Origin of the sequence: Mesorhizobium sp. XAP4 (genome assembly GCF_029269325.1) — a bacterium.
In the GTDB taxonomy this organism is placed as follows: domain Bacteria; phylum Pseudomonadota; class Alphaproteobacteria; order Rhizobiales; family Rhizobiaceae; genus Mesorhizobium; species Mesorhizobium ciceri.
The window spans coordinates 251,110-277,736 of record NZ_JARIXW010000004.1; the positions used below are offsets into that span (position 1 = coordinate 251,110).

Consider the following 26,627-nt stretch of genomic DNA (forward strand, 5'->3'; position numbering starts at 1 on the left):
GAACTGAGACTCCCACCCGGAGCACCCACGATGGCTGGCCGGCACGATGGACTGGTCTGCTCGATGGACTGGCCGGCAAGCCCGTCCGGCACGGCAAACGCCATCGACTCCGGAATGCTTATCCAAAGTGCGGCGCTTTTCAAGGCGAAAGTTTTAAGCTTAAAAAGCTGCGATGTCCGTTGCGTGGTGGACACGGTGCGGCCCGCTGGAACCGATACCCGCGAGCGATGGTGACGCCAAGCTATTTCAGGCTTGAAATATTTCTGCGCGGGCCTAGCGTGCGATCTTCGCCGGGAGGCAGCGACGTGAACAAACCACACCCTTTGCACGGCCCGAACAGACTGAAGCTTGGCGTCTTTTCGACCAATGCCGATGGCGGGCTTGCCATCACCGATGTGCCGGAGCGCTGGGCGGCGAGCTGGCAGGACAATGTGACCGCAGCCCAGATCGCCGACCGCGCCGGGCTGGAGTTCATGCTGCCGATCGCGCGTTGGCGCGGCTTCGGCGGCCGCAACAAGGTGCGCGAATGGTCGTTCGAGACCTTCACCTGGGCGGCGGCACTCGCCATGGCCACCGAGCAGATCGGCCTGTTCATGACCGTGCATGTGCCGCTGGTGCATCCGCTCTATGCCGCCAAGGCGCTGGCGACGGTCGACCATATTAGCCAGGGCCGCGCGGGCTTGAACATCGTCTGCGGCTGGAACCCGAAGGAATTCGGCATGTTCGGCACGCCTTTGGTCGAGAAGGGCTACGATCAGGCGGCCGAATGGATCGAAATCCTGGAAAAGCTTTATGCGTCGGCCGAGCCGCTCGATTACGAAGGCACTTATTACCGCCTCAAGGAGGCTGTCAGCCGGCCGGCCAGTCTGCAGGTTCCGCGCCCCGTGACCATGAACGCCGCCTTCGGCGGGCCGGGCCGCGATTTCGCTGCCGCCCGGTGCGATTATCTGTTCACGACATTTTCGGAAATGAGCGATGCCGGCAAGCATGTCGCCGACATCAGCGAGCGGGCCGATAAGGCAGGCCGCGATGTCGGCGTCTACACCGTGGCGCATGTCGTCTGCCGCCCGACGATGGAAGAGGCGCAGGCCTACTACACGCGCTACGCCGTCGATATGGCCGACCATGACGCCGTCGATGCCCACATGGCCGGCAAGAAGGAATTCTCGCAATCGCACGACCCGCACGCCTATGACCGCTACCGGCAGCGTTTCGCCGGCGGCGCCGGCACCTACCCGCTGATCGGAACGCCGGAAACGATCGCCGCCGACATGGTCGCCATTGCCGGGCACGGCTATCAGGGCATCGCGCTGTCCTTCGTCAACTACACGCAAGAACTGCCCTATTTCTGCGATCACGTGCTGCCGATCTTGAGGCAGGCGGGGCTTCGCGAATAATTTATTCCTGAGGCAGCCAATAATTTATTCCGGAATGACGGCGGTGGCCTGGATTTCGATCTTGGCGCGATCCTCGACCAGCGCCACCACCTGCATGGCGGCCATCGCCGGAAAATGCCGGCCGATGACCTCGCGATAGGCCTCGCCGATACCCCTGAGATTGGCAAGGTATTCGGCCTTGTCGGTGAAGTACCAGGTCATCGAGGTGATGTGCTGCGGCCCCGCGCCGGCTTCCGCCAGCACCGCGACGATGTTCTGAAGCGTTTGCCGCACCTGGCCAACAAAATCGTCGGTTTCGAACTGGCATTGGCCGTTCCAGCCGACCTGTCCGCCAACGAAGACGAGCCGACCGCGCGCCGCGACGCCGTTGGCGTAGCCGACAGGTTTGGCCCAGCCTTCCGGCTGCAAAATCTGGTGCATTTCAGTCTCCCGATTCGTCAAAACTCGGTTCGCAATATCCATTGTCAAAACAGTTTGGTCCGTGGGCGCGACCTGCTTCAGGCCGCGCCCATCACTTGCCGCGCAATCACCACTTTCTGCACGTCGGAGGCACCCTCATAGATGCGCAGCGCGCGGATCTCGCGATACAGGCTTTCGACGATGTGGCCTTTGCGGACGCCGTCGCCGCCGTGCAGTTGCACGGCCTTGTCGATCACCTCTTGCGCCTTGTCGGTGGCAAACAGCTTGGCCATCGCCGCCTCGCGGGTGACGCGGGCAGCGCCCATGTCCTTGGTCCAGGCGGCACGGTAGACCAGCAGCGCCGCCGCATCGACATCGAGCGCCATGTCGGCGATGTGCCCCTGCACCATTTGCAATTCGGCCATCGGCGCGCCGAACAGTTTGCGTTCGGCCACGCGTTTGATGCTTTCATCCAGTGCGCGGCGGGCAAAGCCGAGTGCCGCCGCACCGACGGTCGAGCGGAACACATCGAGCACCGACATGGCGATGCGGAAGCCGTCGCCTGGCTTGCCGATCAGTGCGGTGGCCGGCAGGCGGACCCGGTCGAAAGACAGCCGCGCCAGCGGATGCGGCGCGATCACTTCGAGCCGTTCGGCGATGCCAAGGCCCCTGGCGTCGCCAGGCACGAGGAAAGCGGAAAGTCCCTTGGCGCCCGGCGCCTCGCCGGTGCGGGCAAAGACGACGTAGAGGTCGGCGATGCCGCCATTGGAGATCCAGGTTTTTTCGCCTGTAAAAACGTAGCTGTCGCCGTCGCGGGTCGCCGTCATTTCCGTGTTGGCGACATCTGATCCCGAGCGCGGCTCCGACAGGGCGAAGGCTGATATCGCCTTGCCGGCGCGCGTCTTCGAAAGCCATTGCCGCTGCTCCACCGTGCCGAACAGGCTGAGCGCGCCGGTGCCCAGCCCTTGCATGGCGAAGGCAAAGTCGGCCAACCCGTCATGGCGGGCGAGCGTCTCGCGCGTGATGCACAAAGTGCGGACGTCGAGGGGACCCGGGTTGTCGGTGTCGAGCGCCGTTGGCTTCAGCCAGCCGTCTCGGCCGAGCTTGCTGACCAGCTCGCGGCAGGCGGCGTCGACATCATGGTGATCGACTGGGAGGTTGGTCGTGCACCATGCCTCGAGGTGCTCGGCGAGGTGGCGATGGCGGTCTTCGAAGAACGGCCAGGAGAGGAAGGAACGATCAGGCATTGGTGGCCCCGCTATTGAGGCCTTGCGCACTACGGCGCCCCCCTCCCGCCAACGTCTCCACGCAAAGCATCATCCTCAATCCCCCTCGAACACCGGCTTTTCCTTGGCCACGAACGCCTTGTAGGCGCGTTCGAAGTCGCGGGTCTGCATGCAGATCGCTTGCGCCTGCGCTTCCGCCTCGATCGCCTGGTCGAGACCCATCGACCATTCCTGGTTGAGCTGGGTCTTGGTGATGCCGTGCGCGAAGGTCGGGCCGGAGACGATGCGCGCCGCCATGTCGAGCGCGTCGGCCTCCAGCGATGCGGCATCGACCAGCCGGTTGTAGAAACCCCAGCGTTCGCCTTCATCAGCGGTCATGGTGCGGCCGGTGTAGAGCAGCTCGGCGGCGCGGCCCTGGCCGATGATGCGCGGCAGGATCGCGCAGGCGCCCATATCGCAGCCGGCGAGGCCGACGCGGGTAAATAGGAACGCGGTCTTGGCTTCCGGCGTGGCGATGCGGATGTCGGAGCTCATCGCAATGATGGCGCCGGCGCCGACCGCGACGCCGTCGACCGCCGCAATGATCGGCTTGCCGCAATTCAGCATCGCCTTGACGAAATCGCCGGTCATGCGGGTGAAGACCAGGAGCTCCTTCATGTCCATTTTGACCAGCGGGCCGATAATGTCGTGGACATCGCCGCCGGAGCAGAAATTGCCGCCATTGGAAAGGAACACCACGGCGTCGACATCGTCGGCATAGACGAGGTCGCGGAACGTGTCGCGGAGTTCCGCATAGCTGTCGAAGGTCAGCGGGTTCTTGCGCTCCGGCCGGTCGAGCCGGACCTTGGCGATCCTGCCCTCGACCTCCCAGAGGAAATGCTTCGGCTTGCGCCCGGCCATTGCGGTCATTCGCGTCCCTCCCAGTTGCTGCGGAACGAGGTCAGCATGCCGGTCAGCCGGCGCGCGTCGTCCTCGCTGACCTTGCCCAGCAATTCGCCGATCCAGCCTTCATGCGCCGCGGCGATCGCGGCAAAAGCCTGCGTGCCTTCCTCGGTCAGCCGCACCATCGAGGTGCGGCGGTCGCCATTGCGCCGCGCGCGGGCGACAAGTCCTTCCGAAACCAGCCGGTCGACGATGCCCGTGACATTGCCGTTAGAGACCAGCAGGAAACGCGACAGGTCGCTCATCAGCATGCCTTCCGGCGCGCGATAAAGCGCTGCCATCACGTCGAAGCGCGGCAGCGTGGTGTTGAAGTCCTTCTTCAGCCGCTCGCGCAGCTCGGCCTCGATCGTGCGCGAGGCGCGCAGCAGCCTGATCCACAGACGCAAGCGGTCCTTGCCGGGTCCCGACGGCGCGGGCAGGGGGCCGGCTACCATGTTTCGCCTCCTGAGATGGAAATCGCCTGTCCGGTGATCGATTGGGCGGCGTCGCCGCACAGCCACAGCACGGCGGCGGCGACCTCATCCGGCTGGATGAAGCGGCCTTGCGGGTTGGTCGAGGCGAGGCTTGACCGCGCTTGCTCGACCGAGCGGCCGGTCTTCTCGATGATGCGCTGGATGGACTCTTCCAGCATTTCGGTTTCCACAAAGCCTGGGCACACCGCGTTGACGGTGACGCCGGATTTCACTGTTTCGGCGGCAAGCGCCCGCATCAGGCCGATGACGCCATGCTTGGCGGCGACGTAAGACGCGACATAGGCGTAGCCTTTCAGGCCGGCGGTCGAGGCGATGAAAACAATTCGTCCCGTTTTCCGCGCGGCCATGCCGGCCAGCGCGGGCTTCACCGTCAGGAAGGCGCCGGTCAGATTGACGTCGAGCGTCCGCTGCCAGTCGCTGAGCGCGGTTTTGTGCGCCGGCGCGCTGCCGGCCATGCCGGCATTGGCGACGACGATGTCGAACGGGCCGCGCGCGGCTTGCGCCCTCTCGTAGAGCGCCGCCATTGCCGCCTCGTCGGTGACATCGGCGGCGATGCCAGAGATGCGGTCGTTTTCGCCGGCCACCTTGGCGAGCTCTGCTTCCCGGCGGCCGCAGATGGTGACGCCGATGCCGGCAGCAGCCAGCGCCAGCGCGATGGCCCGCCCGACGCCGGAGCCGCCGCCAGTGACCAGCGCATGCTTGCCGGGTATCGTCGCGGCGGCCGTCATACTTTCAGCCCCGCTGCGGCGTCGCGCTCGGCCAGACGGTAGAGCTGGTCGCGTCCGGGCAGATAGGGATCAGGCCATTTGACACCGCGGTCGCCGAGCGTGACGGCGGCATGCAGCGTCCAGTAGGGATCGGCAAGATGCGGGCGTGCCAGCGCCACCAGGTCGGCGCGGCCGGCCATCAGGATCGAATTGACATGGTCCGGCTCGTAGATGTTGCCGACCGCCATCGTCGCCATGCCGACCTCGTTGCGGATGCGGTCGGAAAACGGCGTCTGGAACATGCGGCCATAGACAGGCTTGGCCAGTGCCGAGGTCTGGCCTGCCGAGACATCGCAGATGTCGACGCCGGCCTCATGCAGCAGCCGCGCGATCTCGACCGCGTCGGCCGGCGTCACGCCCTCGATGCCGACCCAGTCATTGGCGGAAATGCGCATCGAGATCGGCTTCTCCGCCGGCCAGGCGGCGCGCACCGCGCGGAAGATTTCGAGGGGATAGCGCATGCGATTGTCCAGCGAACCGCCATATTCATCCGTGCGCCGGTTGGTGACCGGCGTGATGAAGGACGACAAGAGATAGCCATGCGCGGCGTGGATTTCGAGCATGTCGAAGCCGCAACGATCGGCCATCTCGGTGGACGCCACGAATTCGTCGCGCACGCGGTCCATGTCGGCGCGGTTCATCGCCTTCGGAACCTGATTCTGCGGCGACCACGCAACGGCCGAAGCCGCCATCACCGGCCAGTTGCCTGAGACCAACGGCACGTCAGTGCCCTCCCAGCCGAGCCGGGTCGAGCCCTTGGCGCCGGAGTGGCCGATCTGGGCGCAGATCTTGGCCTCGGTCTCGGTGTGGACGAAATCGACCAGCCGCTTCCACGCCACCTCATGCTCGGGCGCGTAGAAGCCGGGACAGCCGGGCGTGATGCGCCCTTCCGGGCTGACGCAGGTCATCTCGATATAGATGAGGCCGGCGCCGCCCTTGGCGCGCTCGGCGTAGTGGGTGAAATGCCAGTCGGTCGGACAGCCGTCGACAGCCTTGTACTGCGCCATCGGCGAAACGACGACGCGGTTCTGCAGCCTCATGTCGCGCAGCTTGAACGGCGCGAACATCGGCGCGCGGCGCAGGCTGTTGCCGCCGGCGCCCGCCTGGCGCTGGAACCATTCTTCCGCGCTTTCAAGCCATTCGGCATCGCGCAGTCGCAGATTCTCGTGGCTGATACGCTGCGAGCGGGTCAAAAGCGAATAGTTGAACTGCACCGGATCGAGGCCGAGATAGCGCTCGACCTCCTCGAACCATTCCAGCGAATTGCGCGCCGCCGATTGCAGCTTGAGCACCTCGGTGCGGCGGGCATCCTCATATCTGCGGAAGGCGGCATCCAAGTCCGGCTCGGTTTCGACATATTCGGCCAGCGCCACAGCACTTTCCAGTGCCAGCTTGGTGCCGGAGCCGATCGAGAAATGCGCCGATGCCGCTGCATCGCCCATCAGCGCGAGATTCTTGTAAGACCAGCGCTCGCACAGCACGCGCGGGAAATTGATCCAGGCCGAACCGCGGATATGGTTGGCATTCGTCATCAAGGCGTGGCCGCCGAGATGTTTTTCGAAGATCCGCTCACAAACGGCGATCGATTCCTGCTGCGACATCGCACCGAAGCCGAAGGCAGCCCAGGTCTGCTCGCTGCACTCGACGATGAAGGTCGCGGTGTCGCTGTCGAACTGGTAGGCGTGGGCCCACACCCAGCCATGCTCGGTTTTCTCGAAGATGAAGGTGAAGGCGTCGTCGAATTTCTGGTTGGTGCCGAGCCAGACGAACTTGCATTTGCGGGTGTCGATGTCGGGCTTGAAGATGTCGACGAAGCTGTTGCGCGCCCTTGAGTTCAGGCCGTCGGCAGCGACGACCAGATCATGCGTCGCCATGTAGGGCTTGGGATCTGCAATGTCGGTCTCGAACATCAGCTTGACGCCGAGTTCACGCGCCCGGCGCTGCAGCAGGACCAGCAGCCGCTTGCGGCCGATGCCGCAGAAACCGTGCCCTGACGAGACCGTGCGCACGCCGTCATGAATGACGGCGATGTCGTCCCAGTAGGCAAAGTGCTTCTTGATCCAGACGGCGCTGACCGGATCGTTTTTCGACAGATTGTCGAGCGTTTCGGCCGACAGCACGACGCCCCAGCCGAACGTGTCGTCGGCGCGGTTGCGCTCGAACACCGTCACATCGTGGGCGGCGTCCCTCAGTTTCATCGAAATGGCAAAGTAGAGGCCGGCTGGTCCGCCGCCGAGAACCGCAACCTTCATCTGTGCGATCTCCTCTTCGCTTGCTGGAGTTCAGTATCGCGCCGGCGACAAGATATTTCAAGCTTAAAGTTTCATATCAGAACGATCGTCCTGACATGGCGAAAGCGCGCCTGCGTGTCATCGCGCAAGCGCGCTGCCGGATCACTTTTCCGGGCTCTTCGGGCTCCACAACACCGTCTCGGCGCCCTTCTCATAGGCCATCCCATCGGGATAGCTGATCGCTTCCAGTTGCAGCCCCCACGGCGCCTGGAAATAGAGGATGGTCTGGCCGGCGGCCGGCCCTTCCTTGACCGGCAGCGGCCCCATCCGCGTCTTGACGCCCTTGCCTTCGAGATAGGCTTTGGCAGCAGCGACATCGTCGACATAGAAGGCGATGTGGAAGCCGCCAATGTCGCTGTTCTTCGGAGTCAGGTCCTTCTGGTCCGGTGCTGTGTATTTGAACAGCTCGATGTTCGAGCCGTAGCCACAACGCACCATGGTGACCTCTTCGATCACCGCCTTCGGATCGACGCCCAGAAGATCCTGCATGAACGTGCCCTTGTCGTCGGCGAACGGGCCGAACGACATCGCCTTCTTGCAGCCGACCACTTCTGTGAAGAAGTCGACCGCCTGCTTCATGTCGGGAACCGTGATCCCGGTGTGGTCGTGGCCGCGCATGCCCGGGATCGAATCCGCCGAGGCCATGCCGGCGCTGCCGAGCATTGCGGCGGCGAGCGTTGCAATTGCGATTGTGGTCTTCATGTCAGTCCTCTCCATTTGGCGGGACTTGGGTCTTTGTGGTCGCACGTCCGAGGCCCGCTAGTCGGCGTGCGTATGCATTCATGTCGGCGCCTTGGCGGCGGAAGGAATGTCCAGCCAGCTCGCATCGATTTCGGGCAGCGGAATGGCTGCGATGAGATCGCGCGTGTAGGCCCGCTGCGGCTTCTCGAACAAGGCGTCGGTGGCGCTCGCTTCGACGATCGCGCCTTCGCGCATGACGATCACTTGCCGGCACAGCCGCCGGATGACAGACAGATCGTGGCTGATGAAAGCGACGGTCAGCCCCATCTCCGCGGCAAGCTCCTCCAGCAGGGTCAGGATCTGCGCCTGCGTCGACACGTCGAGTCCGGAGACGATCTCGTCGGCGAGCACGAATTTTGGCGACAGTGCCAGAGCGCGCGCAATGCCGACGCGCTGGCGCTGGCCGCCCGACAGTTCGTGCCGATAGCGGCTGGCGAAACTTTGCGGCAGGCCGACACGCTGCAGCGCCTCGGCGACGCGCGCCTTCAGGTTGTCGCCAAGACCATTCTGCTTCAAAGGCGCGGCGATAATGCTGGCAATGGTGCGGCGCGGGTTGAGCGACGACATCGGATCTTGAAAAATCATCTGCAGATTGCGCCGCAGCGGCCGCAGCTCCGCTTCCGGCAGATTGGTGATGTCGCGGCCGTCGAAGCGGATGCTGCCGGCGCTTGGCTCCAGCAGGCGCACCAAAGCGCGGCCGAGCGTCGACTTGCCCGAACCGGATTCGCCGACAATGCCGGTCACCGAGCCCCGCGGCAGGTCGAAGTCCAGGCCCTTCAGGATTTCGGCCAATGGCGCGCGGCCGATCAGTGGCTTGCGCGTCATGTCGGGCAGCGCGACCTTCAGCCCGCGCACGGAGAACAACGGTTCAACCATGCGGCCGCCTCCAGGCTTGGTCGGCGGCAGCGATCTCCGAAGCAAGTCCGGCCAGCACCGCCTCGTCCACCGGTCTTAGCGAGGCGAAAGGATCGGTGTAGCGTGGCGTCGCCGCGATCAGCGCCCGTGTGTAGGGGTGCTGCGGCGCGGCGAAGAGCGCTGCGGTCTCGGCCTCCTCCACCACCTTGCCGGCATAGAGCACCGAGACCCTCTGGCTGATCTTGGCGACGACGCCGAGATCATGGGTGACGAACAGGATCGCCGTGCCATGCTCGCGCTGCAACGCAGCGATCAGCCGCAGGATCTGCTTCTGCACGGTGACGTCGAGCGCCGTGGTCGGCTCGTCGGCGACGATCAGCCTTGGCTCCGCGGCGAAGGCGGCGGCGATCAGCACGCGCTGGCGCATGCCGCCGGACAGTTCGTGCGGATAGCTTTTGAGCACGCGGTCGGGGTCGCGGATCTGCACCTCGTCCAGCAACTGGCGAATGCGGGTATCGGCCTTCTCGCCACTCCAGCCGAGGATGCGCACCAGCCGGTCGGTCATCTGCGAGCCGATGCGGCGTGACGGGTTGAGAGCGGTCAGCGGGTCCTGCGGGATCAGCGCCGTGCATGCCCCGATCAGCGTGCGCCGTGCCTTGGGCGGCAACTTGCCGAGGTCTTCGCCCTCAAGCAACATATCGCCTTCGACGATGCGCACGCTCGACGGCAGCACACCAAGCACAGCCTTGCCGATCATCGTCTTGCCGGCGCCGCTTTCGCCGACCAACGCGCGGACCTCGCCGGGTTGGACGGAGAGCGACACCGAACGCAGCACGCGCTGGCCGTTGGGCAGCACGGCGCTCAGATTGGCGATGTCAAGGCAGACCGCGCTCATCGCAGCACCGGGTCGAAGCGCGTCTTCAGCGCCTCGCCGAACTGGCTGAACGACAGCACGGTGAGGATCAGCGTGATCAGCGGAAATACGAGCACCCACCACGCCTGATGGATCGACAGCCGGCCCTCGGCGATGATGCCGCCCCAGGTCGGATCGTCGGTCGAGATCGACAGATTGACGAAGGACAGGATCGCCTCGACGATGACGGCGATGCCCATCTCCAGCGACAGCAGCGCCACGATTGACGGCACCACATTGGGCAGCACTTCGCGAAGCATGATGCCGATGCGGCCATAGCCGGCGATGCGGGCATTCTCGACATAGTCCATGCGCGACTGGCCCATCGTCTCGGCACGGATCACCCGGCAGAAACGCGTCCAGTCGATGATGGCGATGGCCAGGATGACGGAACTCAAGCCTGTGCCGAGCACCGCAACCAAAAGGATGGCGAACAGCACCGGCGGAAATGCCATCCAGACATCGACGATGCGCGAGATGATGCGGTCGGCCCAGCCGCCGAAATAGCCGGCTATGAGCCCCAGCATCGAGCCGACCAGGCAGGCGGCGATGGCCGCGGCGAAAGCGACGATGAAGGCGATGCGGCCGCCGAAGATCAGCCGGGACAACAGATCGCGGCCGAGGCTGTCGGTGCCGAGCCAATAGCCGGGTTCGGCGCCGGCCATCCAGAACGGCGGCAACCGTTCCAGCATCAAATCCTGCGCCAGCGGATCCTGCGGCGCGACCAGCGGCGCGAAGATTGCCGCCAGAAGCGCCAGCAGCAGCCAGCCGCCGGCCAGCCACAGACGCGGCGACACAGCTCGTCTTTGAGCGCGGCCCTCATCCATGGCGCAGCCTTGGATTGAGCAGTGCGTACATCATGTCGACGCTGAGGTTGATCAGCACGAACAGCAGCGCGAAGACCAGAACGATGCCCTGGATCAGCGGCAGGTCGCGGTTGATGACGGCGTCGATCGCCATGTTGCCGAGGCCTTCATAGGAAAACAGCCGTTCGACGATGACGGTGCCGCCGATGAGGAAGGTGAACTGCACGCCGACCAGCGTCAGCGTCGGCAGCGCGGCATTCTTCAGCGCTTCGCGCAGGATGACCTGTGTTTCCGAGAATCCCTTGACCCGCGCCAGCACGACGTAGTCGAGGTCGAGCACTTCCTTCAGCGACTGTTTCAGCAGCTGCGAGATGATCGCCGCCAGCGGCAGCGCCAGCGCCACGGCCGGCATCAGCATGTGTTTCAGGAGATCCCAGGTCAGGTCGAGGCGCAGACGAAGCAAGCTCTCGAACAGATAAAACTGGGTGACGAAGGGTAGGTCGAGTTGCGGCGACACCCGGCCGGAAATGTCGAAGATCGGCACCAGCACGCCGAACAGCAGGATCAGCACCAGGCCCCACAGGAAGTCGGGAATGGAAAGCGCCGCGCCGCTGGCGATGTCGATGCCGGCCTCGACCGCCGTGCCGCGTTCGCGCGCGCCGATGATTGCCGTCGTGCCGCCGAGCGCCACCGCCATCACAAGCGCGACGATGGCAAGCTCCAGCGTCGCTGGCAGCCGGTTGAAGACGAGACCCAGCACATCCTGCCTGAGCGAAATCGAGGTGCCGAAATCGCCCCTGGCGACGCCTGACAGCCAGATGAAGAATTGCTGCACGATGGTCTTGTCGAGGCCGTAGAGCGCTCGCAGCCGGGCAATGTCGGCATCCGTAGCACCAGGCGGCAGCATCATGGCGATCGGATCGCCGGGCGCGACGCGGATCACGACAAAGACGACGATGGCCACGCCGAACAGCGTGATCAGCATCGTCAGCAGACGGATCAGGAATCTTTGCAGGAGCATTCTGGCGTAGGCCTAATGCGTTTCAGTGACTGATGGAACGAAGACCCTCATCCGGCCGCTGACGGCTGAGCCGGTCTCTTCTCTCCAGCGGGGAGAAGGTGGCCCGAAGGGCCGGATGAGGGGGCCTGCGCAAGTTGGGAGAAGGCATGTCGGCTTTGCGACAGCGCGCCTTTCTCGACTCTCTCAGGCCGGGGTCATCAGGGCCGGCAGCAGCGCGCCCGACACATGCTGAACCACATTGACGCCCTTGGCATGGACGATGGGCTGCGCATACTGCATCAGCGGCAGCACATAGGCCTGCTCGGCGATGTATTTGTCGACAGCCTTCCAGCCGGCGATGCGCTTGGCCTCGTCCTTCTCGCCCCACAACGGGTTGATCATGTCGATCAAATCCTGGCTGTCCCACACCGAATGCGGGCTCGGGCCGTACATGGCAAAGCCGGTCGAGGTGGTCGGATCGCCGATGGCGTTGCCCCAGTTGTAGAAGGCGGCCGGCGCCAGCTTATCGGCGGCGCGCAGTTCGTAGTGCTTTGCGATCTCGTAGACCTCGATCGTCGCCTCGATGCCGACCTTGCGCCACATGCCGACGATCGCCTGGATCATCTCATAGTCCTTGGGCTTGAAGCCCTTGGTCGTCTGGATGGTGAACTTGACCGGCTTTTCCGGCGAATAGCCGGAGGCAGCCAGCAATTCCTTGGCCTTTTCCGGATTGTGCTCGACCTTGATCGACGCGTCGTAGGATGCGTATTCCGGCGTTTCCAGCGTATCGATCGGCTGTCCGTAGCCGCGCAGCAGGCGATCGACCAGCAGCTTCTTGTCGACGGCCATCACGGCGGCCTGACGGACGTTCTTGTCCAGCATCGCCTCGATGTCGTTGAAGAAGATCATGCCGATGTCGGAAACGTTCTTGCACGAGCCGGCCAGCCCGTCCTTGGCGATCAGCCGGTCATACTCCTCGTAGGGGATTTCGAGCGTCACTTGCGAGGAGCCGGATTCGATCTCGGCGACGCGGCTTGCCGCGTCGGCGACGAACTTGATCGTCACATTCTCGAAGGCCGGCTTGCCGCCCCAGTAGTTCGGGTTTGCCTTGAGCCGCAGGAAAGCGTTGCGCTCGAACTTTTCCACCATGTAGGGGCCGGTGCCGATCGGCGCCTTCTCGAAGCCTTCGGCGCCGACCTTCTCGTAATAGGTCTTCGGCATGATGTAGCCGGTCAGGAACGACATCCATTTGAAATAGACCGGGTCGAACTGCACGACGTCGCCGGTGATCTTGTTGCCGTCGATCTTGAAGTTGTTGACGTTCTTCCAGACGAACTGGATCGGGTTGCCGGTCTTTTCGTCGCCTGCCCGCTGTAGCGACCAGACGACGTCCTCGGCCGTGAACGGCGAGCCGTCATGCCAGGTCACGCCTTCGCGCACCGTCATCATGATCTTCGTGCGGTCGTCGTTCCAGCCCCATTCGGTGAGCAGGCCCGGCGCGAAGGACAAATCGGGCTTCTGCGGGATGAACTGGTCGAATACCGACTGGTAAAGCCCCTGGATCGTCGGGTTGACGGCCGAAGGTCCGGTGGTCGGATCCCAGGATGGCAGGTTGACATTGTAGGCGATGGTCAGTTCGCCGGCAGCCGCCCTAGCGATCTGCGGCAGGCCGACGGCGGCCACCCCGAGTGCCGCGGCGCTGTATCCCAGCAATTCACGTCTGTTGATTATCATGGTCGTTCCCCTTGTTGGTTTTGTTTCTGCGCGGCGTCTTCATGTCATCGGTTCAGGCTTCTTGGGCAGCAGCGCCTTGCCCCTCGTAGCCTCAAGGAAATCTCCGGCTCCTACCTCCCGCCAAGCTGTTGTGCGAGCATGAAGCCCGACGCCGCACCGGTGCCGGCGCCCGGCCATGTCGCGGCTCCAGTGAGGTGCAGATGCGCCACCGGCGTGTTCCAGCCGGCATAGTTGCGCGCCGGGCGGAATAAAAAGTTCTGCGCCAGATGATGGCTGCCGCAGACCTGGTCGCCACCGACGAGATTCGGGTTCTCACGCTCGAGGTCGATGGGCGAGAAGACGGCGCGGCCGAGGATCTTGTTGCGCAGGCCGGGCGCATAGGTCTCGATGATGTCGAGGACACGCTCGGCGTAGGCCTCCTTCACCTTGTCCCAATGGTTCGGTGCGATCTTGCCGGCGGCATCGCCCAGGATTTCGGCCGGCAGCATGCGCACTTGCACCCACAGCACATGCTTTCCCTGAGGCGCCCGCGACGGGTCGATCGCCGTCGGCTGGCCGACCACCAGCACAGGCTCGTCCGGCAGCATGCCCGCCATCGCCTGCTGATAGGTGCGCGACATGGCGTCGAGCGACGGCGACAGATGCACATAGGCGAACTGCCGAAGCTCCGCTCCGGCACGCCAATCCGGCAAATCGTCCAGCGCTAGGTGGATCATCATCGTGCCTGGCGCATGGCGGAATTTCTGCATCGCCGTGTCGAAGCCGGCGTCGCCCGAACCATTGGGCAGCAATCTGCCCGTCAGCGCCTTAGGCGCGACGCCGGCAATGACTGCCCTGGTGGCGGTATGCGTCTCGCCCGAAGCAAGCCGCACGCCGGTCGCCTTGCCGGCCGAAACGGTGATCTCGGCGACTTCGGCGCCGGTGACGATCTTGCCGCCGGCGGAGGTCACCATGCCAGAGAGGGCACGGATGATGGTGTCGGCGCCGCCCTTGCCCAGCACCATGCCGAAACTCTGGTTGGCCATCGATTCCAGATAGGGGAAAACCGCACCGCCGGCGACATCCGGGGCGAAATCGAGATGCATGCCCCAAGTGGCGAGCGTTGCCCTGATATGCGGCGACTCGAAAGTTTCCTCCAGCCAGGCGCGGGGTGAGGACAGCAGCAGGCGGCCCGTATCGAGCGAACCGGCGATGCCCTTCTTGCGCCACAGGTTCCACGCCGTGCCGGCAAGCGCGCGGGCACTCATCGGCGAACCCAGCAGCCGGAACAGGTGTTCGGCCTCCGTCGGGAAGGCGGCAACCAGCCTGCGCCATGTGGCGGCGTCGGCGGCTGAGAAGGCGGCGATGCGCGCGGCGGTCTTTTCCAGATCGTTGCTGACGCCGAACCAGCGCCCGTCAGGGAATGCGCTGGCAAAACAGTCGGCGACCGGGGCGAACTCCAGCCCCTGCACTTTCAATTCATTTGCATATTTCCGGTGGAAGGCCGAGCCGGCGAAGAGGCTGAGATTCATCGCGCCGAAATCGTGGCGGAAGCCGGGAAGGGTGAATTCGCGCGTCTGGACGGCGCCGCCGATTGTCGCGCCGCGCTCGAAAACCCCTGTTTTCCAGCCTTTGAGCGCCAAATGCGCGGCGCATGCCAGACTGTTGTGGCCCGCCCCGACAAAGATGGCGTCGAACTCGCTCACGCCCCGTCCCCATTTCCTTTATGCTTAAAGATAATTGCAGATGCATATGTTTTCGTCTAGTAGGATATTAAGGGCCGAGACGAGCCTTGATCATCACACGAAAGAGGGAACTTCAAACCATGGACACGCAAAAACTCCTCGGCGAAGTCGCCGGCCAGCTTCTTTCAGGCGCCATCAAGGTGGTCGACCTGTCGGCGCCGCTCGGGCCGGATACGCCGTTGATCAAGCTGCCGCCGGAACTCGCCGTCGACACGCCGAAGGTCGAGATCCACAACATCTCCCGTTACGACAAGAACGGTCCGTGGTGGGCCTGGAACTGGCTGAAGCTCGGCGAACATTCGGGCACGCATTTCGACGCGCCGCAGCACTGGATCAGCGGCAAGGATTATCCGGACGGCGCCACCGACACCATTCCGGCGCAGAATTTCGTCGGCCCCGTCAATGTCATCGATTGTTCGAAGGAAGCCGCCGCCGACCCCGATTTCCTGCTCACCGTCGACCACATCAAGGCCTGGGAAGCCGAGCACGGTGCGATCAATGCCGGCGAATGGGTGGTGATGCGCACCGACTGGTACAAGCGCAACGGCTCGGAAGCCGAGTTCCTCAATGCCAACGAGACCGGCCCGCACACGCCCGGCCCGACGGCCGAAGCCATCCAGTTCCTGATCAGCAAGGACATCAAGGGCTGGGGCTCGGAGACGATCGGCACCGATGCCGGCAAGGCCGGTGGCATGGAGCCGCCATTCCCGGCGCACACGCTGATGCACAAGGCCAACCGCTACGGTCTCGCCAGCCTTTGCAACCTCGATCAACTGCCGCCGAAGGGCGCCATCCTGATCGCGGCGCCGCTCAAGATCGAGCACGGCACCGGCAGCCCGATTCGCGCGCTGGCACTGGTGTCGAAGCAATAAAGCGAGGTGGGTCTTCGGGAGAAGATCATGCGAGAAGGCGAAACCGGGTTGATGGCAGGTAGAGGGTGGCAGGCTTGTAGCGCTAGCGCCCTACGGCGCCCCCCTCTGTCCTGCCGGACATCTCCCCCTCAAGGGGGGAGATTGGCCTTCACAATGGTTTTCGCCAATCTGCGACGTTGCAGGATTGAGTGGGGCGCCGAAGCTGCCAATCTCCCCCCAAGAGGGGGAGATGGCCGGCAGGCCAGAGGGGGGCGCCGTAGAGCGCAATTCCACGCGATTGAACTCCACTGCCCGCAAGCAAAGAGCAACCGCCAATGACCGCCCCCGATCACATCATCGTCGGCAGCGGCATCAACGCGCTGGTCTGCGCGGCGATGCTCGGCGGCAAAGGGGCGCGTGTGCTCGTCCTGGAGCGCAACGACCGCATTGGCGGTTGCTTGCGCACCGAGGAGATCACCGCACCCGGCTTCATCCATGATGTGATGGCGACGACCTTCGTGCTGTTCATCACCTCGCCGGCCTTTGCGGCACTGGGCGCCGATCTCGCGCGCCACGGGCTGGAGTTCTGCCACACGGGCACGCCGACGGGCGTGCTGCGGCCGGATGGCAGCCATGCCGTGCTCAGCACCGACCGTGCCGCCAACATCGCCGCCCTCAACGCAATCGCGGCAGGCGACGGTGACCGGCACGCGGATGATGTCGGCGGCATCGAACGCAATGCCGGCCTGCTATTTGGCTTGCTCGGCGGCAACCTGTGGTCCTACCCGACAGCGAAGCTGCTTGCCGGTGATGGCTGGCGGCGTGGCCCGCGCGGCCTTGCCGCCTTCCTCGGCGAAGCTCTGGTGCCGGCGCGCGGCTGGCTCGACAACACCTACCGGTCCGAAACCATCCGCGCGCTGTGGGCACCCTGGGTACTGCATGCCGGGCTTGGACCCGAGGACGCCTTCTCCGGCCAGATCGCCAAGGTGATCGCCTTCGCACTTGAGGCGGCCGGAGCACCGATCGTCAAGGGTGGGGCAAAAAACCTGCTGGCGGCCTTCGAGGCTTTGATTCGGGAACGCGGCGGCGATATCCGCACCGGCGCCGATGTCGCTTCGATCGTTCAAAACAATGGCCGGGCAACCGCCGTGCGGCTGGCCTCGGGCGAGACAATCAATGCCGACAAGAGCGTCATCTGCTCGGTTACGCCAACGCAGCTCTATGGCAGGCTGCTTGGCGCGGATGCACCCAAAGCCGATGTCGAGGCGACGCAAAAGTACCGCTACGGCAAAGGCAATTTCCAGATCCACTACGCCTTGGACAAACCGCCCGCATGGCCGGGCGAAGGCTTGGATAAGGTGGCGTTGCTGCACCTCACGCCCGGCCTGGATGGCGTCTCGAAAGCTTGCAACGAGGCGGCGCGCGGCATGCTGCCGGAGGTGCCGACCATCTGTGTCGGCCAGCCGCATGCGCTTGACCCATCGCGCTGCCCGGAGGGCAAGGCGATCCTGTGGCTGCAACTGCCAGAGGCGCCTCGCTTTATCAAGGGCGACGCCGCAGGCAAACTGCAGGCCCCGGCCGACGGGCAATGGACCGACGCGTTGCGCGAGGCCTATGCCGATCGCACGGAGGCGATCCTCGCCAGCCATATCGACGGCTTCAAGGACAGCATCATCGCGCGCCGCGCCTATTCGCCGGCCGATCTCGAAGCGATGAACATCAACCTGGTCGGCGGTGACCCCTATGGCGGTTCCTCGACCATCGACCAGTCTTTCCTGTGGCGGCCGTTCAAGACCAGCCGCAACCATCAGACCGGCATCAAGGGTCTCTACCATATCGGCGCCTCGACCCACCCGGGCGCGGGTCTCGGCGGCGGTTCCGGATTTCTCCTGGCGGGGAGGCTGTGATGGAAGAGAAGGTCGCGGAAAAGCGCCAGCGCATTTCGACCCTGGGGCAGATCGGGCTGCAGCAATTCGCGCCCTATCTGATGAACCGCATCATGGGCCGCTACAACGCCACCTTGCGCGACGATTTCCGCAAGCAGGGCCTGACCATTCCGCAGGTGCGCACGCTCGCCGTGCTGTCGGTCACCGACGGCATCACCGTCAACGACCTCTCGGTCTATACGGTCATCGAGCAATCGACCTTGAGCCGGACCCTCGATACGCTGGAGGGCCAGGGTCTGGTGCGACGCGAGCAGGGTGTCACCGACAGCCGAATCCGCCATGTGTTCCTGACCGACGAGGGCCGCGCCGAGTTCACCCGCGCCTGGCCGGCCATGCACGACGCGTTCGAAGCGATGTTCGACGACATCGACGATGCCGAATATTCCGCACTCATCGCCACGCTTTTGAAGATGCTGAAGAACATTCGCAAGCACGACATCTAGACCTACGCGCCGCCAGCGCTGGCGGTAACGGAAGGGAGAAAAAGAATGGCCGAACGGTCTTTTGCCAGGGAAGTCGAAAAACTCAGGCTCGGTGCCGGCGAGGAGTTTGTCGGCGAAGGCATTCTCGCCATCACCAAGGCGCTGCTGCAATGCGGCGTCGGCTATGTCGGCGGCTATCAGGGCGCGCCGATCAGCCACCTGATGGACGTGCTGGCCGACGCGCAGGACATTCTGGGCGAGCTCGGCGTGCATTTCGAAGCCAGCGCCTCGGAAGCCACTGCCACCGCCATGCTGGCGGCGTCAGTGCATTATCCCATTCGCGGTGCGGCGACCTTCAAGTCGACGGTCGGCACCAACGTCGCCTCAGACGCGCTCGCCAATCTCGCCTCCGGCGGCGTCACCGGCGGCGCGCTGATCATCGTCGGCGAAGACTATGGCGAGGGCTCCTCGATCATGCAGGAGCGCAGCCATGCCTTCGCCATGAAAAGCCAGGTGTGGCTGCTCGACCCGCGACCCAATCTGCCATCGATCGTCAAGGCGGTGGAGGATGGTTTCGAGCTGTCGGAGATTTCCAACACGCCGGTCATGCTGCAGGTGCGCATCCGCTGCTGCCACGTGCATGGCCATTTCATCGCCAAGGACAACAAGCGGCCGCCGATGACGGTCGCCGATGCCCTCGACGCGCCGCGCCGCGACACCGGCCGCATCGTGCTGCCGCCCGCCTCCTTCCTGCATGAGAAGGAGAAGGTGCAGAAACGCTGGCCGGCGGCGGTCGACTTCATCGCCAAGAACAAGATCAACGAGTTCTTCGGCTCGGACCATGGCTCGGTCGGCATCGTCATGCAGGGCGGCATGTACAATTCGGTCATCCGCGCGCTGCAGCGGCTCGGCCTTGCCGACACCTATGGCGACACCGACGTGCCGCTCTATGTGCTCAATGCCGTCTATCCCTTGATCGACGACGAGTTCCTGTCGTTCTGCGAGGGCAAGCAGTCGGTGCTGGTCGTCGAGGAAGGCCAGCCCAACTACATCGAACAGGCCTTTGCTTCGATGCTGCACAAGGCCGGTCGAGGCACCAGGCTGGTCGGCAAGGAGCATCTGCCGATGGCCGGCGAATACACCGGCCAGGTCATGCTCGACGGCATCGGCGCCTTCCTGCGCGCCGAGGCGCCGCATCTTTTGCCGGGCGAGGTGCGCGCGCCCAACAAGGTCGGCGACGGCGTTGATGCCGCTGACCTCATCAATGTCGTGCCGGGCCGTCCGCCGGGCTTCTGCATCGGCTGCCCGGAACGGCCGATCTTTGCCGCGACAAAACTGGTCGAGCAGGAGCTAGGCAAGCATCACATCGCCTCCGACATCGGCTGCCATCTGTTCTCGATCATGCCGCCTTTCGAGCTCGGCGCCACCACCATGGGCTACGGGCTGGGCCCGGCCTCCGCCTCAGCCTTCAATTCGCCTGATGCCAAGCGGCGTTCCATCTCCTTCGTCGGCGACGGCGGCTTCTGGCACAACGGCCTGACCTCCTCAATTGGCAACGCGGTGTTCAACAAGAACGACGGCGTCATCGTCATCGTCGATAATTTTTACTCGGCCGCCACCGGCGGCCAGGACATCCTCTCATCCCGCGCCGGCAACAAGACCAAGTCGACGAAGCATCCGATCACCGAGGCGGTCAAAGGCATGGGCGTCAAATGGCTGCGCCATGTCGACCGCACCTATGACGTGACCAAGATGCAGGACACGCTGCGCGAGGCGCTGACGACGGAGGAGAAGGGGCCGAAAGTCATCGTCGCCTCGTCCGAATGCATGCTCAACCGCCAGCGCCGCGAAAAGCCGCTGGTCGACAAGGCGATCAAGGGCGGGACCCGTGTCGTGAAACCGAAGTTCGGCGTCGATGAGGACATCTGCACCGGTGACCATGCCTGCATGCGGCTGTCCGGCTGCCCATCGCTGTCGGTCAAGTCGCTCGACGATCCTTTGCGCGACGATCCGGTCGCGCATATCGACCAGAGTTGCGTCGGCTGCGGCAATTGCGGCGAGGTCGCCGATGCGGCGGTGCTCTGCCCGTCCTTCTATCGCGCCGACGTCGTCCACAATCCAAGCCGCTGGGATCGCTTCCTGGAAGCGGCGCGCCGCGCCACCATCAGCCTGTTGCAGCGTCGCCGCGAAAGCCGGCGCCTGACTTTCGCCGATGCTTGACGCCGTCCCCCCACTTCGCGCCCACGCCAGCGCTCAAGATGGTGAGCGTGTCATCAAGCTCGCCGTGCTGGCGGTCGGCGGCCAGGGCGGCGGCGTGCTCGCCGACTGGATTACCGATGTCGCTGAGCGCAACGGCTATGTCGCGCAGTCGACCTCGGTCGCCGGCGTCGCCCAGCGTACCGGCGCCACCATCTACTATGTCGAGATGGCCCGCGACACCGGCCGGCTGCCGGTCTTTGCGCTGTCGCCCTCGCAGGGCGATGTCGACATACTGATCGCGGCGGAGTTGATGGAAGCCGGCCGCGCCATCATTCGCGGCTTCGTCACGCCCGAGCGCACCACGCTGATCGCCTCGTCGCACCGCATCGCCGCCGTGTCGGAAAAGATCGAACCGGGCGACGGCCGGGCTTCGTCCTCCAAGGTGCATGCAACGGCGGAAGCCGCATCGAAGCGCTTCATCGCTTTCGACATGGAAAAGATCGCCGCCGACAATGGCTCGATGATCTCGGCCAGCCTGCTTGGCGCGCTGGCGGGGTCCGACGCCCTGCCGTTCACGCGCGAGAGCTACGAACAGGCGATCGGTGCCGGCGGCCGGGGCGTCAAGGCCAGCCTCGCCGCCTTCGGTGCCGCGTTTGACCGTGCGCGCGGCACGGCAGCGCCGGTGCCAAAGCCGGCCGAGCCCGCGATTGTCGAATCTGCCCTGGGCGCCGGACAGGTGAGTGGCCCGCGAAACCTGCTGCAAGGCTGGCAGGCCTTGGCTGCCCGCATCGATCTGTTGCCGGTGGCCGTGCGCGATATGGCGCTTCGAGGCTTGAGAAAGGTCGTCGACTATCAGGACATCGCCTATGGGCGCGACTATCTCGACCGGTTGGACAAGGCCGTCGCGCTGGACGGGCCGATTCAGGGCTATGGCTTGTCCATCGCTGCCGCCAAGCATCTGGCCAACGCGCTGTGCTACGACGACATGATCCGCGTCGCCGATCTCAAGACACGTTCGACGCGCGACAAACGCGTGCGCCGCGAGGTCGGCGTCAAGGATGGCTCGATCCTGCAGGTGACCGAATATTTCCATCCGCGCATCGAGGAGTTCTGCGGCACGCTGCCGGCGGGTCTGGGCAGCTACATCGAAAACCGGCCGAAGCTCGCCGCCTTTCTCGATCGTCGCATCAATCATGGCCGCCGCATCCGCACCGACAGTTTTGCCGGCTTTGCCGCTCTGTGGTTCATCGGCGGCCTGCGTCGCTGGCGCCGCAACCTGCTGCGCCACAAGGTCGAGGTCGCGCATCTCGACCGCTGGTACGCGCTGGCGCTCGACCATGTGCCCCAGGATTACGCACTGGCCGTCGAAATCCTCAACTGCCGCCGGCTGATCAAGGGCTACAGCGACACCCATGTCCGGGCGCAATCGAAATTCGACCGCGTGCTCTCGGCGCTCGACTTGGTCAAGGGCCGCACCGACGCCGCCGACTGGATCCGCCGCCTGCGCGAGATGGCGCTGAAGGACGAGAAGGGCGACATGCTGGATGGTGCGCTGAAGACCGTGGCGACGCTGGGGCCGGATAAAATAGGCTGATTTAACGGGCATCCACAGATTGGAGCGGCGCCAGCCCATGCAGCGGCGCCGCTTCGGCGAACAGATACAGCAGCCCTGAATCGACGCGCCTACGCAGATGCGCATCGACCTCCGCCCGATCCTGACAACCATGAAACCTGCCGCCGCAACGGTCGCGCAGGCGCACGAGATCGGCCATGACAGGCGACATCGGCAGGCCGGCGGCGTCGAGCAGGCTTGCGCTGAGGAAGCCGACGTCGAGCGGGGCCAGGTCAGGCATCGGATGGCGCAAAGGATGGTTGAAGGTGGTGAGCGTGTAGAAAGTGCGATAGGCAAGCGAGCCAGGGGTCGCCAAGGCGTCGTCCCCGGCGATCGCCTCGACGAACGGCTTGGTCGCCGACGACTGGTGATCGCCGAATTCGAGCACCACGGCGCCGCGTTCACCGGCATCCGCTTGCCTCTTGTCGAGGAAATCCTGGAAATCGCCGCGCGCTACCGCCATCCGGCGCAGATACTCATTGGTCTGGAAATCGCCCGAGAAAGGCTCGCCCTCGACCTTCAGCCCGGGCTCCATCCGCCCCTCATAGGGTGAGTGCGGAAACATGGTCTGGATTTCGAGGAACAGCGGCCGGCCGTCTTCCCTATGGTGCCTGGCGATGAATGCCTCGGCCGCCTGGTAATAAAAGTTGTCGCGCAGGTGATAGAAGGGCGCGGCGATGTCCTTGATGTCGAGCACGGTCTCGAAACCGATCGATTTCAGGAACGGCCCTTCATTGACGAACGAAAAGTCCATCGGCGTCATCACGACAGTCCGATATCCGCAACGCGCCAGCACCTCCGGCAAGGCTCCGGCGACCTTGTCCTGCAGGGTGATGGTCAGATAGGGGCTTCGCCAGCCGAAATCGGTGGCCGACAGGCCGGTCATCAGCGACAGATTGGTGATCCAAGTGCCGCCGCCAAACGTCTCGACCTGCATCTGGTGCGGCGTGCCGGCCCCCGGTGCGAATCTTGCAGGAATCCCGCGCCGTTGCCGACCTGCGGAAAATAGCCGGGATCGGACTGGCTTTCGCTGAGCACGAAAAAGACGTCGGGAAGATCAGCCCGGTCGCCGCAATCGACCGTGTCGGCAAAAGGCGGCTGCGGCGCCACGGCTTGCAGCCGCTTTTCGAAGCCCGATTCTACAACCAGGTTGTGCAAATCCAGCAGCGAGACGAAGAAGGCCGACATGTGCCGGCCCTGCATGTAGTAGAAATAGCGGTCCTTCGAGGCCTCGGCCGGAAAGGTCAGCGGCACCAGAACGACGAGCGCCGCCATGACCAGGACGCGTGCCGACACCGGCCAGCCGATTTTCCGATCGATCCGGAACAGAAGCACCGCCGCCGTAATGCCGAGCCCCAGGGCAATGACGACCGGCGCGATCAGATGGAGGTAGGAGCCGAGCAGGAAACGATACACTTCCGGATCCCTCGACACGAAGACCGTGTCGTAGAAGTGCAGCGAAAACCCCTTCAGCCTGAACTTGATCGCCGAAACCACGGTGACGAAGGCAATGCCCATCCAGGCGAGATAGACGGAAAAGGCAAGGCGCCCCGAAGCCAGGAACAGAAGTCCGGCAAGGGCAGCCACCAGCGCCAGCGAGAACGGCACCGACAGCCATTCGTGCTCGGCCCGTCCGGCGGCGAAGACGCCTGCAAGGCTGACCACGGCCAGCGTCAGCGGATGGCAGAGCACCCGTCCAAGACCTTGAAGCTGAACCACAGATTTTCCCACGAAGATGCCTGAGCATAGTTTCGGGAAATTCTTCGATTATTTGCGGGCTAAGAACAAATGTATAGTGAATTTAACCTTAACTCGGCTGGTCGGGATTGTCCGGTGCGCGCCAGCGCTCGCGCGGGGCCGCCCCGAAGGTGCCTGGCCCCGCGGTGCTTTGATCAGTAATGGTGCCAGTGGCGCCAGTGATGATGCGGATGCCAGACGTAGGCCGGACCGTGCCAGTAGTGGTAGCGCGGGCGCACGACGACGACGCCGTTCGGCACGCAGCGGCCCCATCTGTTAGGGTGCCAGCCGATGCCGCAGCCCCAGCGGACATGCTCGACCAGTGCCGGGGTGGCTGGCTTGGCAACGGACACGATGGGCATTGCGCTGGACGCGGAGGCTGTCGCGACAGTTCCACCGATGGCCAGGATAGCGGTTGCTGCATAGTTTTTCAGGCGACTCATAATTGGACTCCGAGTGCTTTCGACGATGAAGATGGCCGTCCTGTATGGTGCACAGGGCAGGCTTGTCCCTTCGCATCGTTAAACGGCGTCTCCGGCCTTTTCCGTCGGTCGTCATGGCGATTTTTTTGGCGTAACGGTGGCGCGGCGTTCCATATGGCGCAGCAACGCCTGTGCCAGCACGCTCCGGTTTTCAGGCGATGTGCTCGCCGCGAAGTCGACAATGGCCTGTTCAAGCCGGCTGCGCACCGTCACATCGGCATTGCGTGCCCGTTCCAGGGCGGCGGACAAGGCGGCCTTATCCATGACAGGCTGCTGCAACAGGTCCGCTGCCTCCTGCCTCGCCTGCTGGCCATCGAGAATAATCTGACGGGACTGCACGCGAACCTGGCGCAGCGCCTCGCGGAACGCCTTGCGGTCCTGGTCGGGCAGCTGTCGGCCGGCCGATTCCAGGGAGAAGCCCGATTTGGCATTTCTCAGCCAGACCGCGCCACCGACAAATGCGCTGGCCAGAAAGACGTTCAGCACCACGGAAGCAATGACCAGACCACGGATCCAGCGCGGGCTCATAGGTTTTCCTCACCGTTCTCGGCATCCGGGCCGGCATCGCCAAACGCCGTTACATCGGCATCGAGCACATAGTGGTCCGGCTGGACCTCCGGCGTGACGATGGTCACCAGGGCCAGTCCTGCCACGGCACCGGCCAGACCAATGCCGGCAAGTCCAAGTCCCAGCCACCAGAACCACTGACGCCGGCGCTGGACGATGTGCCGGCCGGCAGCCTGCAGAATGCTGCTGTGCAGTGCCTTGTCCGGGGCGTCGACGCGGTAGCTGTCGAGCAGCGCGTCAAGTGTCCCGGCCTGCCTCAAGATGGCCTCGCCCGCGTCGCTTGCGGCAAAGACCGTGCCGGCCATTCGCTCGGCCTCGGGCCATCGCCGCAAGTCGCCGCCATAGGCCTGCGCCAAGGCGGCAAAGCGCCTGGCATCCATTGCGGGTTCGTTCCTGGACCCTTCAGCCATGTGTCTCCCCCTTGCCCGTCGGCGCCGAGCGCCAGGCGGCACCAGCAAGGCGCAATGGCCGTGCTGCGTTGCTGCTTGCCCGGCGTTTACTCATCGGCGCCATCCTCCGCCAGGATCGCTTGCAGCGACCGCCGGCCGCGCGCGAGCAGGCTTTCCAGGGCATCGACGCTGATCTGCAGTGTCGCTGCCGCCTCGATATTGGACATCTCCTGATAGTAGACCAGAACGATCGCTTCGCGCTGGCGCGGCGCTATGGCTTGCAGCGCCCGTTCGACCCGATGGGCTTCTTCCTCGGAATGAGCATCGGGAAGCGGCGCAGGATCGGCGACGTCCGGCAGGTCGCCGGTCACCCACTCGCGCCTGCGACGCAGCCGGTCGTAGCAAATGTTGAGCGTCACCCGGTGGATCCAGCTGTCGAAGCGCGCATTGCCGCGCCGCCAGCTCGCGGCATGGCGCCAGATCCGCACGAAGGTTTCCTGCGCGACATCCTCGGCCTCCGCCGCATCGCCGAGCATGCGCACGGCAAGCGCCAGGATACGCGGCAGCTTGCGCGCGACGAGCGTTTGCACGGCTGCCGGCTCGCCGGCGCCGACACGGCGAACCAGCTCCTCGTCCGGATCCGCAGCCATCAGTCGGCGCACTCCCGATGTTCATCGCGCGTCATTGCCTCTTGGTCATTGCTCTTGCTTGGGAGCGGTTTTGTGGCCCGGCAGTTCGTCGGCCGTCAAAATGCCGTCGGCATTCTTGTCCAGCCGGGCGAAGCGCTTGGCGAAGAAGGCATCGAGTTCGGCGCGATCGATGAAGCCGTCATGGTTGGAATCGATCCGCGGGAAGGATTTGGCGGCGTCGCTCTTGACGTTGCGCTTCGCCTGAAAGGCCTCCCATTCCAGCAGGCTGATCTTGCCGTCGCCATCCGTGTCGGCCGCCATGATCGCCTTTTCGCGCCGCTTCTGGAATTTGGCCAGCGTGATGTCGGACCTGGTCCCCGACGCGCCTGGCGCGGCAAGTGGCGCGGCGGTCTGCGGTGCAGGCGGGGTCGTTGCCTGGGCAAGAGCCGCAACGGTCTGCAAACTCAAGGCAACGACTAATATCGAACGGCTGATCATGTTGTGCGTCTCCAGCTTGGCGCGACG

The 26,627-nt window shown here is 64.4% G+C and carries 27 protein-coding genes; 7 read left to right on the forward strand and 20 right to left on the reverse strand.

Translation table 11 applies throughout. From position 1 onward, the window contains the following. The first annotated feature begins 30 nt into the window (after positions 1-30). Positions 31-234 carry a hypothetical protein gene (locus tag P3C39_RS18810; RefSeq protein WP_224618506.1) on the forward strand — a complete coding sequence of 68 codons (204 nt, stop codon included), beginning with the start codon at positions 31-33 and terminating at the stop codon, positions 232-234. A gap of 71 nt (positions 235-305) precedes the next feature. Next, positions 306-1,397, forward strand: a complete 1,092-nt coding sequence (locus tag P3C39_RS18815; RefSeq protein ID WP_024503393.1) for an LLM class flavin-dependent oxidoreductase — start codon at positions 306-308, stop codon at positions 1,395-1,397. Between the two features lie 24 nt (positions 1,398-1,421). Here P3C39_RS18815 and P3C39_RS18820 read toward each other — a convergent pair whose 3' ends face one another. The 13 genes from P3C39_RS18820 to P3C39_RS18880 form a co-directional block, all read right to left on the reverse strand. Then, positions 1,422-1,817 carry a RidA family protein gene (locus P3C39_RS18820; RefSeq protein ID WP_063169943.1) on the reverse strand — a complete coding sequence of 132 codons (396 nt, stop codon included), beginning with the start codon at positions 1,815-1,817 and terminating at the stop codon, positions 1,422-1,424. A 77-nt stretch (positions 1,818-1,894) separates the two neighbouring features. Then, a complete protein-coding gene (locus P3C39_RS18825; RefSeq protein WP_275954113.1) occupies positions 1,895-3,043 on the reverse strand; it encodes an acyl-CoA dehydrogenase family protein in 1,149 nt (382 codons plus the stop codon). A gap of 75 nt (positions 3,044-3,118) precedes the next feature. Next, the gene (locus P3C39_RS18830; protein ID WP_013527980.1) at positions 3,119-3,931 is read right to left on the reverse strand and encodes an enoyl-CoA hydratase family protein; all 813 of its coding nucleotides are present in this window, start codon (positions 3,929-3,931) and stop codon (positions 3,119-3,121) included. Beyond that, a complete protein-coding gene (locus P3C39_RS18835) occupies positions 3,928-4,398 on the reverse strand; it encodes a MarR family transcriptional regulator (RefSeq protein WP_013527979.1) in 471 nt (156 codons plus the stop codon). The genes P3C39_RS18830 and P3C39_RS18835 overlap by 4 nt, the downstream gene beginning before the upstream one ends. Then, a complete protein-coding gene (locus P3C39_RS18840; RefSeq protein ID WP_275954112.1) occupies positions 4,392-5,165 on the reverse strand; it encodes an SDR family NAD(P)-dependent oxidoreductase in 774 nt (257 codons plus the stop codon). The genes P3C39_RS18835 and P3C39_RS18840 overlap by 7 nt, the downstream gene beginning before the upstream one ends. Continuing rightward, complete coding sequence (locus P3C39_RS18845) at positions 5,162-7,456, reverse strand: bifunctional salicylyl-CoA 5-hydroxylase/oxidoreductase (RefSeq protein WP_024503398.1); 2,295 nt, start codon at positions 7,454-7,456, stop codon at positions 5,162-5,164. The genes P3C39_RS18840 and P3C39_RS18845 overlap by 4 nt, the downstream gene beginning before the upstream one ends. Positions 7,457-7,597: 141 nt before the next feature. Further along, positions 7,598-8,197: a VOC family protein gene (locus tag P3C39_RS18850; RefSeq protein WP_275954111.1), complete on the reverse strand. Its 600-nt coding sequence runs from the start codon at positions 8,195-8,197 to the stop codon at positions 7,598-7,600. Between the two features lie 78 nt (positions 8,198-8,275). Next, positions 8,276-9,112 carry an ATP-binding cassette domain-containing protein gene (locus tag P3C39_RS18855; RefSeq protein ID WP_275954110.1) on the reverse strand — a complete coding sequence of 279 codons (837 nt, stop codon included), beginning with the start codon at positions 9,110-9,112 and terminating at the stop codon, positions 8,276-8,278. After that, positions 9,105-9,986: an ABC transporter ATP-binding protein gene (locus P3C39_RS18860; protein ID WP_013527974.1), complete on the reverse strand. Its 882-nt coding sequence runs from the start codon at positions 9,984-9,986 to the stop codon at positions 9,105-9,107. The genes P3C39_RS18855 and P3C39_RS18860 overlap by 8 nt, the downstream gene beginning before the upstream one ends. Next, positions 9,983-10,831, reverse strand: coding sequence for an ABC transporter permease (locus P3C39_RS18865; protein ID WP_013527973.1), 849 nt, complete (start codon positions 10,829-10,831; stop codon positions 9,983-9,985). Before P3C39_RS18865 ends, P3C39_RS18860 begins: the two co-directional genes overlap by 4 nt. Further along, the gene (locus P3C39_RS18870; protein ID WP_127366625.1) at positions 10,824-11,831 is read right to left on the reverse strand and encodes an ABC transporter permease; all 1,008 of its coding nucleotides are present in this window, start codon (positions 11,829-11,831) and stop codon (positions 10,824-10,826) included. Before P3C39_RS18870 ends, P3C39_RS18865 begins: the two co-directional genes overlap by 8 nt. Positions 11,832-12,014: 183 nt before the next feature. Continuing rightward, the gene (locus P3C39_RS18875) at positions 12,015-13,544 is read right to left on the reverse strand and encodes an ABC transporter substrate-binding protein (protein ID WP_275954109.1); all 1,530 of its coding nucleotides are present in this window, start codon (positions 13,542-13,544) and stop codon (positions 12,015-12,017) included. A 110-nt stretch (positions 13,545-13,654) separates the two neighbouring features. Continuing rightward, entirely contained in the window at positions 13,655-15,229 is a 1,575-nt protein-coding gene (locus P3C39_RS18880; RefSeq protein WP_275954108.1) for an NAD(P)/FAD-dependent oxidoreductase, read from the reverse strand. 119 nt (positions 15,230-15,348) lie between these two features. Here P3C39_RS18880 and P3C39_RS18885 point away from each other — a divergent pair, with 119 nt between their 5' ends. From P3C39_RS18885 to P3C39_RS18905, 5 genes are all read left to right on the forward strand, one after another. Beyond that, positions 15,349-16,140 carry a cyclase family protein gene (locus P3C39_RS18885; protein ID WP_024503404.1) on the forward strand — a complete coding sequence of 264 codons (792 nt, stop codon included), beginning with the start codon at positions 15,349-15,351 and terminating at the stop codon, positions 16,138-16,140. A 314-nt stretch (positions 16,141-16,454) separates the two neighbouring features. Continuing rightward, positions 16,455-18,026 (forward strand): NAD(P)/FAD-dependent oxidoreductase, encoded by a 1,572-nt coding sequence (locus P3C39_RS18890; RefSeq protein WP_275954107.1) that lies wholly within the window; start codon positions 16,455-16,457, stop codon positions 18,024-18,026. Further along, on the forward strand, positions 18,026-18,508 hold the full coding sequence (locus tag P3C39_RS18895; RefSeq protein WP_013527967.1) for a MarR family transcriptional regulator: 483 nt from the start codon (positions 18,026-18,028) through the stop codon (positions 18,506-18,508). Before P3C39_RS18890 ends, P3C39_RS18895 begins: the two co-directional genes overlap by 1 nt. Positions 18,509-18,553: 45 nt before the next feature. Beyond that, positions 18,554-20,707 carry an indolepyruvate ferredoxin oxidoreductase subunit alpha gene (locus P3C39_RS18900; RefSeq protein WP_275954106.1) on the forward strand — a complete coding sequence of 718 codons (2,154 nt, stop codon included), beginning with the start codon at positions 18,554-18,556 and terminating at the stop codon, positions 20,705-20,707. Next, positions 20,700-22,280: an indolepyruvate oxidoreductase subunit beta family protein gene (locus tag P3C39_RS18905; protein WP_275954105.1), complete on the forward strand. Its 1,581-nt coding sequence runs from the start codon at positions 20,700-20,702 to the stop codon at positions 22,278-22,280. Before P3C39_RS18900 ends, P3C39_RS18905 begins: the two co-directional genes overlap by 8 nt. 1 nt (position 22,281) lies before the next feature. Here P3C39_RS18905 and P3C39_RS18910 read toward each other — a convergent pair whose 3' ends face one another. The 7 genes from P3C39_RS18910 to P3C39_RS18940 all read right to left on the reverse strand — a co-directional run bounded on the left by P3C39_RS18910 (position 22,282) and on the right by P3C39_RS18940 (position 26,600). Further along, positions 22,282-23,235, reverse strand: coding sequence for a sulfatase-like hydrolase/transferase (locus tag P3C39_RS18910; RefSeq protein ID WP_275954104.1), 954 nt, complete (start codon positions 23,233-23,235; stop codon positions 22,282-22,284). Further along, positions 23,184-24,017 (reverse strand): hypothetical protein, encoded by an 834-nt coding sequence (locus tag P3C39_RS18915; protein ID WP_275954103.1) that lies wholly within the window; start codon positions 24,015-24,017, stop codon positions 23,184-23,186. Before P3C39_RS18915 ends, P3C39_RS18910 begins: the two co-directional genes overlap by 52 nt. A gap of 173 nt (positions 24,018-24,190) precedes the next feature. Next, a complete protein-coding gene (locus P3C39_RS18920; protein ID WP_013527963.1) occupies positions 24,191-24,478 on the reverse strand; it encodes a hypothetical protein in 288 nt (95 codons plus the stop codon). Between the two features lie 111 nt (positions 24,479-24,589). After that, positions 24,590-25,006 (reverse strand): periplasmic heavy metal sensor, encoded by a 417-nt coding sequence (locus P3C39_RS18925; RefSeq protein ID WP_275954102.1) that lies wholly within the window; start codon positions 25,004-25,006, stop codon positions 24,590-24,592. 35 nt (positions 25,007-25,041) lie between these two features. After that, positions 25,042-25,494, reverse strand: coding sequence for a hypothetical protein (locus P3C39_RS18930; protein ID WP_275954101.1), 453 nt, complete (start codon positions 25,492-25,494; stop codon positions 25,042-25,044). 86 nt (positions 25,495-25,580) lie between these two features. After that, positions 25,581-26,123, reverse strand: coding sequence for an RNA polymerase sigma factor (locus P3C39_RS18935; RefSeq protein WP_275954100.1), 543 nt, complete (start codon positions 26,121-26,123; stop codon positions 25,581-25,583). Between the two features lie 45 nt (positions 26,124-26,168). Further along, positions 26,169-26,600 carry an acid-shock protein gene (locus tag P3C39_RS18940; RefSeq protein WP_275954099.1) on the reverse strand — a complete coding sequence of 144 codons (432 nt, stop codon included), beginning with the start codon at positions 26,598-26,600 and terminating at the stop codon, positions 26,169-26,171. Between the last annotated feature and the right edge of the window lie 27 nt (positions 26,601-26,627).